At 62.6% G+C, this 15,886-nt stretch carries 15 protein-coding genes; 7 read left to right on the top strand and 8 right to left on the bottom strand.

Translation table 11 applies throughout. From position 1 onward, the window contains the following. Positions 1-2: 2 nt before the first annotated feature. Positions 3-338 carry a hypothetical protein gene (locus IB272_RS09315; RefSeq protein ID WP_192444343.1) on the bottom strand — a complete coding sequence of 112 codons (336 nt, stop codon included), beginning with the start codon at positions 336-338 and terminating at the stop codon, positions 3-5. A gap of 3 nt (positions 339-341) precedes the next feature. Further along, positions 342-2,024 carry an NAD+ synthase gene (locus tag IB272_RS09310; RefSeq protein WP_192444342.1) on the bottom strand — a complete coding sequence of 561 codons (1,683 nt, stop codon included), beginning with the start codon at positions 2,022-2,024 and terminating at the stop codon, positions 342-344. Positions 2,025-2,292: 268 nt separating this feature from the next. On the opposite strand from IB272_RS09310, the gene IB272_RS09305 reads away from it, so the two are divergent. The 5 genes from IB272_RS09305 to IB272_RS09285 all read left to right on the top strand — a co-directional run bounded on the left by IB272_RS09305 (position 2,293) and on the right by IB272_RS09285 (position 8,425). Beyond that, on the top strand, positions 2,293-4,221 hold the full coding sequence (locus IB272_RS09305) for an LTA synthase family protein (protein ID WP_082572785.1): 1,929 nt from the start codon (positions 2,293-2,295) through the stop codon (positions 4,219-4,221). A 115-nt stretch (positions 4,222-4,336) separates the two neighbouring features. After that, positions 4,337-4,885: a DUF1003 domain-containing protein gene (locus IB272_RS09300; RefSeq protein WP_192444341.1), complete on the top strand. Its 549-nt coding sequence runs from the start codon at positions 4,337-4,339 to the stop codon at positions 4,883-4,885. A gap of 281 nt (positions 4,886-5,166) precedes the next feature. Further along, the gene (locus IB272_RS09295) at positions 5,167-5,589 is read left to right on the top strand and encodes a TadE/TadG family type IV pilus assembly protein (protein ID WP_060600829.1); all 423 of its coding nucleotides are present in this window, start codon (positions 5,167-5,169) and stop codon (positions 5,587-5,589) included. A gap of 1 nt (position 5,590) precedes the next feature. Continuing rightward, complete coding sequence (locus tag IB272_RS09290; RefSeq protein WP_192444340.1) at positions 5,591-7,324, top strand: TadG family pilus assembly protein; 1,734 nt, start codon at positions 5,591-5,593, stop codon at positions 7,322-7,324. A gap of 192 nt (positions 7,325-7,516) precedes the next feature. Further along, positions 7,517-8,425 carry a hypothetical protein gene (locus IB272_RS09285; RefSeq protein ID WP_226020685.1) on the top strand — a complete coding sequence of 303 codons (909 nt, stop codon included), beginning with the start codon at positions 7,517-7,519 and terminating at the stop codon, positions 8,423-8,425. A 3-nt stretch (positions 8,426-8,428) separates the two neighbouring features. Here IB272_RS09285 and IB272_RS09280 read toward each other — a convergent pair whose 3' ends face one another. From IB272_RS09280 to IB272_RS09270, 3 genes are all read right to left on the bottom strand, one after another. After that, entirely contained in the window at positions 8,429-8,827 is a 399-nt protein-coding gene (locus tag IB272_RS09280; protein ID WP_060520690.1) for a GFA family protein, read from the bottom strand. Positions 8,828-9,012: 185 nt separating this feature from the next. Continuing rightward, complete coding sequence (locus tag IB272_RS09275) at positions 9,013-10,386, bottom strand: 3-deoxy-7-phosphoheptulonate synthase class II (protein WP_034795289.1); 1,374 nt, start codon at positions 10,384-10,386, stop codon at positions 9,013-9,015. A gap of 366 nt (positions 10,387-10,752) precedes the next feature. Beyond that, complete coding sequence (locus tag IB272_RS09270) at positions 10,753-11,016, bottom strand: hypothetical protein (RefSeq protein WP_060585013.1); 264 nt, start codon at positions 11,014-11,016, stop codon at positions 10,753-10,755. 153 nt (positions 11,017-11,169) lie between these two features. Here IB272_RS09270 and IB272_RS09265 point away from each other — a divergent pair, with 153 nt between their 5' ends. Then, complete coding sequence (locus IB272_RS09265; RefSeq protein ID WP_060600832.1) at positions 11,170-12,033, top strand: LysR family transcriptional regulator; 864 nt, start codon at positions 11,170-11,172, stop codon at positions 12,031-12,033. Between the two features lie 6 nt (positions 12,034-12,039). Here IB272_RS09265 and gor read toward each other — a convergent pair whose 3' ends face one another. The 3 genes from gor to rpiA all read right to left on the bottom strand — a co-directional run bounded on the left by gor (position 12,040) and on the right by rpiA (position 14,983). Further along, a complete protein-coding gene (gor, locus tag IB272_RS09260; protein WP_192444339.1) occupies positions 12,040-13,428 on the bottom strand; it encodes a glutathione-disulfide reductase in 1,389 nt (462 codons plus the stop codon). A gap of 191 nt (positions 13,429-13,619) precedes the next feature. Continuing rightward, on the bottom strand, positions 13,620-14,168 hold the full coding sequence (locus IB272_RS09255) for a DUF2059 domain-containing protein (protein ID WP_034795099.1): 549 nt from the start codon (positions 14,166-14,168) through the stop codon (positions 13,620-13,622). 119 nt (positions 14,169-14,287) lie between these two features. Beyond that, positions 14,288-14,983 (bottom strand): ribose-5-phosphate isomerase RpiA, encoded by a 696-nt coding sequence (gene rpiA / locus IB272_RS09250; RefSeq protein ID WP_192444338.1) that lies wholly within the window; start codon positions 14,981-14,983, stop codon positions 14,288-14,290. 223 nt (positions 14,984-15,206) lie between these two features. Here rpiA and IB272_RS09245 point away from each other — a divergent pair, with 223 nt between their 5' ends. Then, positions 15,207-15,881 (top strand): HAD family hydrolase, encoded by a 675-nt coding sequence (locus IB272_RS09245; protein WP_034795292.1) that lies wholly within the window; start codon positions 15,207-15,209, stop codon positions 15,879-15,881. The last annotated feature ends 5 nt before the right edge of the window (positions 15,882-15,886 follow it).

The raw sequence follows: 15,886 nt of genomic DNA, 5'->3' as shown, positions 1-15,886 counted from the left end.
CGCTATTTCTTGTCTTCACCCGCCGGCAGAGTCGCCAGAACCTTGGAACAGACCGATTGCATCAGAACGGAATCGCGTCGGTCCCGCAAGGTGGTGACCAGACCCCAGGCCAGCAGGAGCAGGATGCAGATGAAGGCAACGCCGACGACGGTGAGGCTTCCGGTCGCAAGGCCATAGACCCCAAAGATCGCAGGCGTCGCGAAATAGCCGATCTGCGCCGATAGCTGCCGGCCGGCGGAAACGTCGCTTGCCGACCACAGTCGCAGGAGCCGGATCTCCTCGTCCGTAAAATCTGGACGGCCCTGTCGGCCGTCCGTCTCTTCGGCGAGGATATCCATCGCCTAGCCCCGGTCGCGGAAGCGGTTGGTGATCGGGTAGCGGCGGTCGCGTCCGAAGTTCTTCTTGGTGATCTTGACGCCCGGCGCCGATTGCCGGCGCTTGTATTCGGCGATGTAGAGCAGATGCTCGACCCGGTGAACGGTCACCTCGTCATGGCCGCGGGCGACGATCTCGTCCGTCCCCATTTCCTTTTCCACCAGGCATTCGAGAATGTCGTCGAGCACCGGATAGGGCGGCAGCGAATCCTGGTCCGTCTGGTTGGGACGAAGCTCGGCCGAAGGCGCCTTGTCGATAATGTTCTGCGGAATGACGATCCCGGAGGGACCAAGCGCGCCCGGAGGAACCGTGGTATTGCGCCAGCTCGAGATGGCATAGACCTGCATCTTGTAGAGGTCCTTGATCGGGTTGAAGCCGCCGTTCATGTCGCCATAGAGCGTGGCATAGCCGACCGACATCTCCGACTTGTTGCCCGTGGTCACAACCATCGAGCCGAACTTGTTGGAGATCGCCATCAGGATCGTGCCGCGGGTGCGGCTCTGCAGGTTCTCCTCGGTGATGCCGGATTCCGTGCCTTCGAACGTATCGGAGAGTGCGCTGAGGAACCCTTCGACCGGCTCGGAGATCGGCACGATGTCGTAACGGCAGCCGAGGGCCTCGGCGCATTCCTTGGCGTCCTTCAGCGATTCCTGCGAGGTGTAGCGGTAGGGCAGCATGATCGTGCGCACCCGCTCTTCGCCGAGCGCATCGACGGCGAGCGCTGCGCAAATGGCGGAATCGATACCGCCGGAGAGGCCAAGCACGACATTCTTGAAGCCGTTCTTGTTCACATAATCGCGGAAGCCGAGCATGCAGGCGCGGTAATCCGCCTCCTCCCGCTCCGGCAGGCGCGACTTCAGGCCGAGCTCGCAATGCCAGCCGCTCTCGCCCTTCTTCCACTCCACGATCGAGATCGCCTCTTCGAACTGGCTCATCTGGAAGGCGAGCGACTTGTCGGTGTTGAAGGCGAAGCTGGCGCCGTCGAAGACCAGTTCGTCCTGGCCGCCGAGCTGGTTGGCATAGATCATCGGCAGGCCGGTCTCGATCACCTGCTTCAGCACGACCTGATGGCGCACGTCGACCTTGCCGCGATAATAGGGCGAACCATTCGGCGACAGCAGGATTTCAGCACCGCTTTCGGCCAGCGTCTCGCAGACGCCGAGATCGCCCCAGATGTCCTCGCAGATCGGAATGCCGATGCGCACACCGCGGAAATTGACCGGTCCCGGCATCTCGCCCGGATCGAAGACGCGCTTCTCGTCGAACTCGCCGTAGTTCGGAAGATCGACCTTGTCGCGGATCGCGATCACCTTGCCATCGTCGAGTACTGCCACGGCGTTATGTCGGCCGGTCTTCGACAGGCGCGGGAAGCCGATGATGACGCCCGGGCCGCCATCGGCCGTTTCGGCGGCCAGCTTTTCGACGGCCTGGAGGCAGGCCTTGAGAAAGGCCGGCTTCAGAACAAGGTCTTCCGGCGGATAGCCCGAAATGAACAGCTCCGTCAAAAGCAGGAGATCGGCGCCCTGTCGCGCCGCATCGGCGCGCGCCTCACGCGCCTTGGCCAGGTTTCCGGCGATGTCGCCCACGGTCGGATTGAGCTGGGCAACGGCGATACGAAGGAGCGAGGGGGCGTTTTTATGGGCGGTCATGAGCGGGCCTGTCGGTCTGTCCTGAACGATTGCATCTGACTTTCGCAATGTTCTTTAGCGCAATCTGCGGGAAAATACCCACAGCCAATCGCAGCCACGCGAAAAAAACCGAAAACTTCTGTTTTTCCCGGTCCTTATACTGGGCCGTTCGTGCGGCTTCACGCCACGAAAAGCCACCCTCCATTCCCGTTAAGAAACCATTCATCCCCTGTTCAAAATGACGGGCGTATGACAGTTACACGACGCATTTATGAAATTGGAGAATATGTTGGCCAGTATCGATTCCGCTGTCGCGCGAGGCTCACGTGTCTATGCCGACCGACCCGGCTTCGCCGCACGGCACGCCAAGACGCTCGCTTCCACGCGCAGCGCCCTGTTCTCCCTGTTCGTTGCAACTGCCCTTGTCTTCGCCGTTGAACTGATCGTCCGTCAGTCGCTGACCGACACCCTTTCCTATGTCCTCGACCCGACGCGCCCGGCGCTGACGACCATCGGCATATTTTTTCTCATTCTGCTCGCTGTCGACGGTATTTTCGGCCGCGAGCACAAGTCCGCCGTGGTGATCGCGCCGCTGGCACTTCTTCCGGCCGTCATCTGCCAGCAGAAGCAGGTGTTCCTGTCCGATCCGCTCTATCCGACCGACTTCCTGTTCGGCCGCCAGATCATGGAGCTGATGCCCGTGCTGGTGAAGGACCGTCCGTGGACGGCGGTCGGCATCGCGGTCGGCCTGGTTGCCACCGTCGTCGCCATCGCCCTCCTGTTGCGCTTTGCCTGGCGGACCTTCCCGAAGCTGACGACCCGCGAGCGTGTCGCCCGCCTCGCCTTCGCGCTGCCGCTGCTCGTCGCCTTCTGGAACATCATGGATTACAACCAGTTCTCCTGGATCCGTGATCGCCTGAAGGTCATCCCGATCATGTGGGACCAGACCGAGAACTATAAGCACAACGGCTTTGCGCTCGCCTTTGCGATCAACCTGCCGATGGCCAATGTCAGCGCGCCCGCCGGCTACATGGCCGACGCGATCGACCGCATTCCGGTGAAGCCGCTTCCCGCCGGCACCTCGCACCGCGGCAAGCCCGACGTCATCGTGCTGATGAGCGAATCCTTCTGGGATCCGACCCGCCTGCCGAACGTCAAGCTGTCGCCCGACCCGATGCCGACGATCCGCGAAATGCAGTCGGGCAACGTCTTCTCGCCGGAGTTCGGCGGCATGACCGCCAACGTCGAGTTCGAGGCGCTGACCGGCTTCTCCAACGCGTTCCTGCCCTATGGCAGCATCCCGTACCAGCAGTACATCCGCAATCCGATCCCGTCGCTTGCCACTTTCTTCCGTGGCGAAGGCTACGTCTCGCGCGCCATCCATCCGTTCCAGAGCTGGTTCTGGAACCGCACCGCCGTCTACAAGGCCTTCGGCTTCGACATGTTCAAGTCGGAAGAGAACATGCCACCGATGCAGAAGCGCGGCATCTTCGCCTCGGACGACTCGCTGACCAACGAGATCATCCGCCAGGCCGACGCGATGGACGACCCGTTCTTCTTCTTCGCCGTCACACTCCAGGGCCATGGCCCCTATGAGGCCAACCGCTACGCCAACAACACCATCAAGGTCGAAGGCGACCTGCCCGAGGCCGACCGCCAGGTGCTTGCCACCTACGCGCAGGGCATCAAGGAGGCTGACGACAGCCTGAAGAAGCTGATGGACTGGGCCAAGAACCGCGATCGCGAAACGGTTATCGTGCTTTTTGGCGATCATCTGCCGCCGCTTAACACCGTCTATACCAGCACCGGTTTCATGAAGGGTGTGACGGCGGAGCGCAAAGGTTCGAAGGAACAGATGAAGGCGCAGCATGAAACGCCGCTCGTCGTCTGGTCGAACAAGACTGGCCCGAAGAAGAACGTCGGCACCATCAGCCCGGCCTTCCTCTCCTACCAGATCCTCAAGCAGTCCGGTTACGAGCATCCCTACTACACCGGCTTCCTCGGCAAGGTGTATGACCAGTACCGCGTCGTCGACCGCTACATGCTGATCCGCAAGAATGGCAAGGAAGTCGCCGAGTGGTCGCGCCAGCCGAAGGTGCCGGCACTCCTGCGTGACTACCGCTTCCTGCAGCACGACATGATGTTCGGCGACCGCTTCTCGACCGACCGGTTCTTCAAGTCACACGCTGATCTCTTCGCCAGCGTCGAGACCCACTGATCGAAGACCGGAGCGGACAGCAACCGCTCCGGTCTTTGCGGCATTTTCGCGTACCGCCTGATTTCCTTGCGGCGCTGACGCGCTAGATTGTCTCCGGCCAACTCCGGAGATCGCCATGCCGCACTTCAATGACATATCGAAACAGCTTTTCGGCAAGCCGCTCAGCGAGCTCGGAGAGATCGAGCGCCGCATTCTTACCCATGCCCGGGACCGACGCACGCTCGCCACCGATTCACATGCCGCCTTCACGGCACGGCTCTCCTTCGGCGACAGGCTCGCAGACAACATCGCCCGCGTCGGCGGCTCCTGGAGCTTCATCATCGGCTTCTGCGGCTTACTCGTCTTCTGGGTTTTGCTGAACACCATTCTGCTCGCCACCGGCGCCTTCGATCCCTACCCCTATATCTTCCTCAACCTGATGCTTTCGATGCTCGCCGCGCTGCAGGCTCCGGTCATCATGATGTCGCAGAACCGCCAGGCGGAGCGCGACCGCTTCGCTGCCTCGAAGGATTACGAAGTCAATCTCAAGTCGGAAGTCGAACTGATCGCGCTGCATCACAAGGTCGACGACGTGTTGCTGCGCGAGATCTCCGAATTGCGCGCGGACCTGGCGACGCTCAACCGGCAGCTCGAACGCTATCGCACGCCCCCAGGACAGGAGTGACCGGACCCGGGCCGAACCGGGACGATGCGCTGGCGATAGGCAAGCCTGCCCTCGCGCGGATCCGGCGCCCGGACGCGGGCGCGCAGCCGCCGCGACAGGGCGAAAACTAGCTCATTTTCATAAATACTAATTCAACTGTGAATACACATTTTGCAACATTCGCGAAATGCATGGGGATTCAACAACTTATCGGAGTATGAAAAAATTAATATTTGAGGATCACGTTATGGGTGCAGGGACATTCAAGAAATACAGCAACGTGGGTACGCGGAGATGCTGCAATGTCCAACTTCAAGCGCCTGATAGGCGGCCGGGACGGGGCCGCTGCGATCGAATTTGCAATAATAGCACCACTCTTCTTCATGTGCGTGCTGACCCTGATCGCCTATGGCGTCTATCTCAGTGCCGCCCATTCCATTCAGCAGATTGCTGCCGATGCCGCCCGCACAGCCATCGCCGGCCTCTCCCAAACCGAGCGTGAACGGCTCGCGACCGACTATATCCGTCGCACGACGATGGATCAGGCCTTCATCAAGTCGTCGCGCATGACCGTCACCGTCAGGGACGACGCCAACAACGCAAACCAGTTCACCGTCCGGATCAAATACGACGCCGGCGACCTGCCGATCTTCAACCTGTTCACATTCGCCATGCCGAGCGAACAGATCGAGCGCTTCGCAACCATTCGCATCGGAGGGGTCTGATATGCTGTGGAAACCCATACGCTCCCTCGCCCGAGCCCGTAGCGGCAACATCGGTATCTCGGCCGCCCTGGCCATGCCGTTGGTGATCACGTCCATGGCCCTTGCGATCGACTACGGCTACCTAACCGTCCAGAAGCGTGAAATGCAGTCTTCGGTCGATCTCGCTGCGATCGCGGCAGCGGCCAACGTCTCCGCCGCCGAGAAGGCCGTGCTCAACCACTTCGCCAACAATGGCCTGAACTACGGCGTGTCGACGCCGAACGGTTTGTTGACCATCGACGGCAAGACCCTGCCGCCCGGTGACATCAGCACCGCCAAGCTTGATGGCGTCGCGACCGTAACGCGCGGGCGCTACGTCCCCGATCCGTCGGTCGATGCCGGCCAGCGCTTCATCAAGGACGCCACGCCCACGGACGCCGTGCAGGTGATGCTCGAAAGGAAGGGAGACATCTTCCTCGCCTCGATCTTCAGCGCCCCGCCGGACCTCAGCGTCTACGGCACGGCGGCGAGTTCGAAGATCGCGGCCTTCTCCGTAGGCTCCCGTCTTGCAAGCCTCAATGATGGGCTGCTCAACTCCATCCTCGGGCAGATGCTCGGAACGACGATCTCGCTCAAGGTCATGGATTACCAGGCGCTCATCGACGCCGATATCGATATCCAGCCCTTCCTGAAGATCATTGCGACCAGGCTCAACCTGACGGCTGCCTCCTATGAAGACGTGCTCAAGGCAAACCTGACGATGCCGCAGCTGCTTGCCTCCATGCGGCTGGTCCAGGGCCTGTCCGGAACGGTCACGACCGCACTCAAGAGCATCGAGCTTTCGACCTCGAACGACAAGCGCACCTTCACCTTGGCGCAGATCCTCAACCTCGATCCGAAGAAGAGCCTGCAGGTCGACGCCGGCTCCGATTGGGCGATGCGCGTAAGCGTGCTGCAGATCGTGTCGGCGGCTGCAGCCATCGCCAACGGCGAAAACCAGATCGCCCTCAATGCCGTGGCCGGCCTTCCCGGCATCGCATCTGCCAAGGTCAAGCTTGCGATCGGCGAGCCGCCCGTCGAAACGCCAAGCCACCGCCTCGGCACGCCCGGCGCAGCAATACGCACCGCCCAGACCCGCCTTGCCGTCGAAGTCAACGTCGATGGCCTGGCCGCCCTTGCCGGCATTCGCATCCGCCTGCCGATCTATGTCGAACTCGCCTATGCGGAAGCCAAGCTCGCCGACATCAGGTGCTATGGCGGCACGCCCGAAAATGCTTCGGTCAGCGTCGATGCGGTGCCCGGCATTGCCGAAATCGCCATCGGCGACGTCGATCCGGCGGTCCTGTCCAACTTCTCGTCAGACGCGCGGGTACAAAGAGCCAAGCTCGTGGACGCCCTGGTGGTCAAGATCGATGCGCTAGCCCATGTCGAGGCGCAAAACCTCAAGCCGACGCGCCTGAGCTTCAGCCCGTCCGAGGTCGCGGCCCGGTCGATCAAGACGGTCTCGACCAAGGACATCCTGACCTCGACGACGCAAACGCTCCTCAACAATCTCGACCTGAACATACAGGTCCTGTTCCTGACGCTCGGCAGCCCGACCATCGTGCAGCAGGCATTGGCCCAAACGCTCGGAGCCGTCACCAAGCCGGTCGACGATCTGCTCTACAACCTTCTGCTGCTCGTCGGCGTACGGGTCGGCGAGGCCGATGTCCGCGTCACCGGCGTCAAGTGCCAGTCGCCGGTCCTCGTGCAGTAGACCCGTTCAAACGGGGCGTTCGACGGCCACCGTCAACGCCCCGTTGAACAAATTCGGTTGCTGACACGTTATGCACAAGGTAGCCCTAGTAAAAGGAATGCAGCTGAGCGCGGCTGGCCGGCGGGGCACCGAGAATGCCCTTCACTTGGCGGGCCGCGCAAGCATTGGGGGTGTGCGCAGCAGATGCATGTGATGGCAGAGCAGGAAGGCGCAGCGCGGGATGGCTCGCTCGCCTTCACCGCGGAAGGTTTTCTTTGTCATCCGGAGTTACGCAACGTGCTCCAGGCGAGCGCGCGCGATCTGATGGCGGCCTACGACATGTTTCCCCGCATCGCTCGCCTTGTCGCCTCCCACCAGAAATGGACCCTCAGCCAGGCCGTCTACGCCCTGCACCTCGAGCGTGAGCCCGGCAATCCCGAAACGGGGGTTACGACCGCCCGCCTTCTCAAGTTCATCCATGAGACCGGCGGCGCCAGCCGCAATACCGCTGCTGCCTTCATCGCCGAACTGCTGACCTACAAGCTTTTGCGCGACGCGGAGGGCGGCCGGGGTCGCAAGAAGATCCGTCCGCTAGAGCCGACGGAAATCAGCGAAGGCGCCATGCTGCGCTGGTTCATGAGCCAGATGGGAACGCTCGATCGCTTCGACGGCCAAGGCCGTGTCGCCCGCGTCGAAGCCGACCGCACGGTTTTCGAACGGGCTCAGCCGATCGCCGCCCGCCTGCTGCTTTCGGATCGCCGGTGGACCCAGCCGCCGGAAGGTGTCGCGGCTTTCGTCTGGACCGAGTGCGGTGGCCTCCTGCTCGACGATCTCATGGCGCGGCCGAAGAGCCTTGAGCCTGTGGATGGTAAAGTCTGGCTGGAGGCGAACCTCTCGGATCTCGCCACGCATTACATGATCTCGAACACCCATATCCGGCGCATCTTCACGCGGGCCCAGGATCTCGGCTTGCTTGGAAGAGCCGATGAGGGGCAGCGCGGCCTGTTCTGGTTGAGTGAGCGGCTGATCGAGGAATATTGCCAATGGCAGGCAGTTAAGCTTGCCGGCCTTGCCAACGGCTTCGAGCAGGCCGAGCGACAGGCGGCAAACCCGCCGGCCTGAACCTCAGACGCGGCCGGCTGCGAATTTCGGCAGGTCGTCCTTGATCTCGTAGAAATCGCCCTGATCTTCGCAGAAGATATGGTAGCCCGGCTTCAGCACCGTCGGCTTGTCAAAGGCGCCCGCGAGGATCGAGGTGTAATCCGAACCGTCCGCCTTCCAGAACAGCGCTGACCCGCATTGACGGCAAAAGCCCCGGCTGGCGCTGTCACTGGCCCTGTACCAGGTTACGTTTTCCGCGCCCTTCAGCTCGAAGTCCTGGTCCTGCACGTTGGTGGCGGCGTAATAGAGCCCGGTCTGCTTCCGGCATTGGCTGCAGTGGCAGAAGATCAGCTCGCGCAGCTCGCCGCGCGCTTTGAAGCGAATGGTGCCACAAAGGCAGCCCCCGTGATGAATGTCCTGCATTGCCCCTCCCCAGGTTCATGACCCCTCGATCCTGCCATGGAGCGTGCCGCCGCAAGCGACAGCCCGCGCCGCGCCCTGCTCCAGACACGAAAATGCCGGGCCAGCTTCCAGAGCCGGCCCGGCATTGTCAAATTCAAAACATCCAAGCGACGTTCAGAAAACCTGAACAATGCCAGAGATTTAGATCAGCCGTTGACGACCATCTTCTTCTCGTCGCGGCCGCCCTTCATGCGTTCGGCGAGCAGGAAGGCGAGTTCCAGCGCCTGGTCCGCGTTGAGGCGCGGGTCGCAATGGGTGTGGTAACGGTCGGCGAGATCGTCGCCCGAAAGCGCACGCGCACCGCCGGTGCATTCCGTCACGTCGTTGCCGGTCATCTCGATATGGATGCCGCCCGGGTGCGAACCCTCGGCGCGGTGGATCTGGAAGAAGCTCTCCACTTCCGACAGGATCCGCTCGAACGGACGGGTCTTGTAGTTGTTGAGCGTAATCGTGTTGCCGTGCATCGGGTCGCAGGACCAGACCACCTTCTTGCCTTCGCGCTCGACCGCACGGATGAGGCGCGGCAGATGCTCGGCCACCTTGTCATGGCCGAAACGGCAGATGAGCGTCAGGCGGCCGGCTTCGTTGGCCGGGTTCAGAAGGTCGATCAGCTCCAGCAGGCCATCGGCCGTCAGCGACGGACCGCACTTGAGGCCGAGCGGGTTCTTGATGCCGCGGCAGTATTCGATATGCGCATGGTCGGGCTGGCGGGTACGGTCGCCGATCCAGATCATGTGGCCGGACGTGGCGTACCAGTCGCCCGAGGTCGAGTCGACGCGCGTCAACGCCTGCTCGTAGCCGAGCAGCAGCGCCTCGTGGCTGGTGAAGAAATCGGTCTCGCGCAGGCTCGGGTGGTTTTCCGAGGTGATGCCGATCGCCTTCATGAAGTCCATGGTCTCGGAGATGCGGTCCGCAAGCTTGCGGTAGCGTTCCGCCTGCGGGCTGTCCTTGACGAAGCCGAGCATCCACTGGTGCACGTTGTCGAGGTTGGCATAGCCGCCCATTGCAAACGCGCGCAGAAGGTTCAGCGTCGCAGCCGACTGGCGGTAAGCCATGATCTGGCGTTCCGGGTTCGGAATGCGCGCTTCCTCGGTGAACTCGATGCCGTTGATGATGTCACCGCGGTAGGACGGAAGCGTCACGTCACCCTGCTTCTCGATACCCGAGGAACGGGGCTTGGCGAACTGGCCGGCGATACGGCCGACCTTGACCACCGGCTGCTGCGCGCCGAACGTCAGAACGACGGCCATCTGCAGGAAGGCGCGGAAAAAGTCGCGGATCGTGTCAGCGCCGTGCTCGGCAAAGCTCTCGGCGCAGTCGCCGCCCTGCAGCAGGAAGCCGCGGCCTTCGGCGACATTGGCGAGGGCACTCTTCAGACGACGGGCTTCGCCCGCAAACACCAGCGGCGGATACTTCGCGAGGCGCGCTTCGGTCGCCTCAAGCGCTGCCAGGTCCGGATATTCCGGCACCTGCTGGATGGGTTTCTGCCGCCAGCTGTTTGGAGTCCAAGTCTGTGCCATTTCGATCACCTGTTGTCTGCCGCGGATCCAACCGCGCGGGTCACGCCCTGACGGCCAATGGCGGCCGCCCGGTATTCTGAAATTTCACTCAACATCCGCTCGCCCTGCCCCGGTCACTTGGCCGAGCCTCGTGCCCGCCCAGCCGGAAACGCCGCGGAATGCGGGCTTATAGACGTTAAGGAAACGCTTGGAAAGCCATCCTACCAGAATTCATTGCTTTGCAGGGCGCCCGGGGCGCAACGATATTTCCGCGGAGCGCACGATCCCGAAAGTCTTACTCCCTATATCGAAAGAACGATGCGCAGTTTCAATGGGATAGTGGCATCCCTGATGCTACAGCCGCCGCCAAGATAGGCGACAGATTGTTCAGCGATCGTGCCCGGCGGCTTGCGGCCGGCAATGGCTGGCCCTCACGTCCCAGCGCGCGCCTGTGCGTTCGGTGAGTGGCGCATCGGAACGCGTCAAGCGCGCGTCCGATCTGCGCCGGTTAAGCAGAAAAGAGAAGGCCGGCAGCACCCAGTGCAGGCCACGCCACTCCGGTCCGTCGAGCGGATCATCCAAGCCGTTGCGTGACCCGCGGCGACGTTCACGCTGCAGAACCGTCCACATGACCGCCCAATGTTCAAACATGGTCTCGCCTCCTTTGCCTTGAGACAATGGGAGACCTAATGTCTTCGCCGGCAGCGTTGTAGGCGCACCGTTGAAAGACGTCTTTCATCCGCGAACGGAAGTCAGGGCGGACGACCCGCGCTACTACGAGACAATGACCGCCATGGAGTGCTTATGGCCGAGGCAGCCTGGGACGATTTGAAACTGTTTTATCACGTTGCGACCGAGGGTGGCTTGAGCGGGGCTGCCACGCGAACGGGGTTGAGCGCGCCGACCATCGGCCGCCGCATGCTCGCGCTCGAGCGAGCGACCGGCAGGGCACTCTTCATCCGCAGCCAGCAAGGCTATCGCCTCGCCCACGATGGCCAGATCCTGCTCGAACATGTCCGTGCCATGCGGAATGCCGCCGCAAATATCTCCGACTGGCACCGCGACGCCTTCGCCCTGCCGATCGTCTCGGTCGCAAGCGACGCCTGGGTCGCAGGTTTCGTCGCCGATCATTCAACCGATATCCGCGCCGCTGGCGACAGTTTTCGCTTCTGCTGCAAGCATGCGCATCGCGGCCTCGACTTGACCTTCAGAGAGGCCGATGTGGCCGTCCTGTACGAACAGCCCCGCTCCGGCAACGTGGCAGTGCGCCGCTCGGTGAACATCGCCTATGCCGTCTATCGCGCCGGCAACATGCCGGAGCGCGAGGACTTTCCCTGGATATCGATTGGCACCGAAGTTGCCAGCTCGCCGGCTGAAAAATGGGTCTTTGAAAACCGCGAGCAGCAGATCCATACCTGGACCGACAGTGCCGCCCTTCTCGTGCGGCTGATCCGCAATGGCGCCGGCCGCGGCGTCCTGCCCGCCTTCGTCGGCGAAGGTGATCCATTCCTGAAGCGCGAAGGCGAATTGATCGAGGGCCTGACGCATCCGTTGTGGATCGCGGCAAACGACGACGACCGGCGCCGTCCGGAAGTCCGGACGGTCATCGATCGCCTCGCCGATCTTTTCAAACGCGAGGAGGCGCGGTTTGCAGGAGCTTCCGCCTGAGGCGGCTCAGACCCGCTCGCCCTTGCGGATGCGATAGGACGGCGAATACATCGTTACCAGCTCTTCCGCCGCCGTCGGGTGCACCGCCATCGTCCGATCGAAATCGTCCTTGGTGCAGCCGGCCTTCAGCGAAATACCGAGCAGCTGCGCCATTTCGCCAGCGTCATGGCCAAGGATGTGAGCTCCGAGCACCTTGCGGTCGGCGGCATTGACGATCAGTTTCATGATCATCTTTTCCTTGCGACCCGAAAGCGTCGCCTTCATCGGCCTGAACTCGGCGCGGTAGACTTCGAGTTCGTCGAACCGGCGCGCCGCTTCCTCTTCGGTCAGACCGACGGTACCGATTTCCGGCTGCGAGAAGACGGCAGTCGCGATCAGATCGTGGTCCGGCGACACCGGATTGCTCTTGTACTCGGTCTCGATGAAGCACATCGCCTCATGGATCGCGACCGGCGTCAGCTGAACGCGGTCCGTCACATCGCCAAGCGCATAGATGCCGGGCGCGCTGGTGCGCGAGAAGGCGTCGACGATGATGGCGCCGCGCTCGTCCGTCTTGACGCCGGCGGCCTCCAGGCCGAGACCTCTGGTGTTCGGCACACGCCCGAGCGCCAGCATGACCTGGTCGGCGACGATGTCGCCGTGTTTCATCGTGTGCGCGACGCGCTTGCCGTCGGCGTCGAGCGCAACGGACTGGATGATGTCCTCGCAAAGGATGCGGATGCCCTTCTCCTCCATCGCGACGTGCAGCCCGCGGCGCAGGTCATGGTCGAACCGCGAGAGAATTTCCTTGCCGCGATAGATCAGCGTCGTCTCGACGCCGAGGCCGTGGAAGACATTGGCGAACTCGACGGCGATGTAGCCGCCGCCGGCGATCAGGATCGACTTCGGCAGTTCCGCAAGGTCGAAGGCTTCGTTGGAGGAAATGCAGTGCTCGTGGCCGGGCAGCGCGTCATGCGGGGTCGGATGACCTCCGACGGCAATGACGATGCGTTCGGCCGTTACCGTCTTGCCGCTGTCGAGCAGGCGAACCGTGTTCGGGCCGACGAGCTCGGCGCGCGTATGCAGGATTTCGGCGCCCGCATTGTTGAGGCCCTTCTGGTAGAGCCCTTCGAGCCGGGTGATTTCCTGCTCCTTGGCGGCGACCAGCTTCTTCCAGTCGAACGTGCTTTCGCCGACCGTCCAGCCGAAGCCCGCTGCATCTTCGAAGTGCTCGGAAAACTGCGACGCGTAGACATAAAGCTTCTTCGGAACGCAGCCGCGGATAACGCAGGTGCCGCCATAGCGAAACTCTTCCGCGATCGCGACCTTCTTGCCGAGGCTTGCCGCCAGGCGCCCGCTGCGCACGCCGCCCGAACCGCCGCCGATTACGAAAAGGTCATAGTCGAAAGCGGGCATGGGCAGTCTCCTGAAAGCAAGCGGGCCGAAATGGCGATCTGAAAAGCGCGCCGAACGATCCTGGGCCGACACGCAACCGGGCGCAGCCGATGGCCGCGTCGCAGGCACATATAGTGGAGCCTCCGGGCAAAAGAAAAGCCCGGATCGCTCCGGGCTCCTCGAAACGTGATGAAGGCGCTCGGCGCCGCAGCTTATTGTGCCGGCGCCTGAACTGCACCTTCGGCTGCTGCCGGCTGGGTGGAGCCGACCTTCTCGTCGAGCGACTTGGTCGCTTCCTGGGTCAGGTCGCGCGATACGCCCGATGCCCAGATGTCTGCGGCCTTCAGGAGTTCGCGGGATGCGATCGGGCCGTCGTTCAGGAGCTTCTTGCCGGCGGCCGAGTTGTAGAACTCGGTGATCGCGTTCAGCTCTTCGAGCGAAAAGGTCTTGGCGTAGATCGTCGCGGCTTCGTTCTCGAGATCGGCGCGGCGGGCGGCAAGGCTCAGCGCCTTGTCGTCGACGGTCGCGGTGATCAGTTCCTGATGGTTCGGCGATGCCTGGATCAGCGTGTTCTTCAGACGCTCGGCAAGGTTCGGCAGAATGTTGTCGAAGCTGTTGGTTACGCCGAGAGCAGCGATCGTCGCGCGCGCCGCCTTGATCTGGTCTTCGGAGACGTCTTGGGCCTTAACCGCCGGAACGGACGCGGACAGCAGAACCGCGGTGGCAGCGAAAGTGCGGACAAGACCTGCGAGTTTGTTCATTTTTACCCTTGCTCCTGTGTTTGTCGCATGCTGCCCGGGCGATTGCCGCCGCCAGGCCCGCATGTATGGAAACCTGTTGTCTTCACCGCTCCTGCCCCTGACGGGGCAGCGAAGCCGGCTCAGGACGCAGTCAGCGTGCGTGCCCCTTGCGGCCCGGCAATGATTGCCAGCGAAGCGATGCCGATGAAAAGCCCGTGCTCGACGACGCCGGGAATGGCATTCAGCTCCCCGGCGAGCGCATCTGCATCAGGAATACGGCCAAAAGATGCATCGAGAATGAGGTGCCCGCCGTCCGTCAGGAAGGGGCCGTCATGGGACTGGCGCACAGTGATATCGCCGGAAAGTCCGAGGCGCGAGGCAACCTTTTCGATCGCGATCCGGGTTGCCACCTGACCGAAAGGATTGACCTCGATCGGAAGCTTGAAGGCGCCGAGAACGTCGACCACTTTCGTCTCGTCGGCAATCACGATCATGCGCTTGGACGCAGCCGCAACGATCTTTTCGCGCAGCAGCGCGCCGCCGCCGCCCTTAATCAGACGCAGCTGACCATCGACCTCGTCGGCGCCGTCGATCGTCAGGTCCAGTTCGGGCAGCTCGTCGAGCGACTTCAGCGAAACACCGAGTTCGAGGCAGAGCCGCGCCGTGCGCTCCGAGGTGGGAACGCCTTCGATGCGAAAGCCCGCTGCAACCTTCTCGGCCAGGAGCCGCACAAACTCCTCGGCCGTGGAACCCGTGCCGATGCCGAGACGCATGCCGTCTTCGACATATTCCAGCGCCGCGGCCGCGGCTTTGATCTTCATTTCGCGGGCGTCCATGCGCCGATCGCTCCCTTGTGATTCGCACGGGCAGCAGGCCGCAATCAGCGAACGGCCGCCCGTTTTCCGCTGTGACACTTACACGCCCGACGACGCAAACAAAAGTCAAAATGAAATCGGCACTCAGGATTCCGTGTGCTTGCCGGCGTCGCTTGCCATTGCAATCGCCGATGAGTTCGCCTACCCGATCAACAACGGTTTTCAGCGCCAAGAGGTTTTCTCCTTGTCTTCTCCCATTGTCGTCTTCGACCTCGACGGAACGCTCGTCGACACGGCGCCAGACCTGGTCGCCAGCCTCAACCATGCGGTTACCCAGGCCGGCGTCGAGCCGGTCACCTACGGCGACCTCACCCATCTCGTCGGCCACGGTGCCCGCGCCATGATCGAGCGCACCTTTGCGATGCGGCAAAAGCCGCTGGCCGAAGACATGCTGGAATGGCAGCTGAAGGAATTCGTCGATTTCTACCACGGCTCGATGCCGGGCGATTCGCTGCCCTATCCGGGCCTGGTCGACGCGCTCGACCGCCTATCCGGCGCCGGCTTCAAGCTCGCGGTCTGCACCAACAAGCCGGAAAAGCTCGCCACGCGTCTGCTCGAACGGCTCGGCCTGATCGAGCGCTTCGCCGCGATATCGGGTGGCGATACCTTCGAAGTGCGCAAACCGGATGCCGCCCACCTGCTGCGCACGGTCTCCAATGCCGGGGGCCTGGCGACCCGCGCCGTGATGGTCGGCGACAGCCTCAACGACTTCCTCGTCGCCCGCAATGCTCAGGTGCCCTCGATCGCCGTTCCCTTCGGCTATTCCGATGTTCCGGTCGAAAGCCTCGACCCCACCGTTGTCATCAGCCACTTCGACGAACTGACCCCGGATCTGGTCTCGGGCCTGTTTTCCAAATAGCAGAC

Origin of the sequence: Ensifer sp. ENS08, from assembly GCF_014852195.1 — a bacterium.
In the GTDB taxonomy this organism is placed as follows: domain Bacteria; phylum Pseudomonadota; class Alphaproteobacteria; order Rhizobiales; family Rhizobiaceae; genus Ensifer; species Ensifer adhaerens.
Note: the sequence above shows the minus strand (reverse complement) of the source record. Positions and strands in the feature narration are given on the sequence as shown.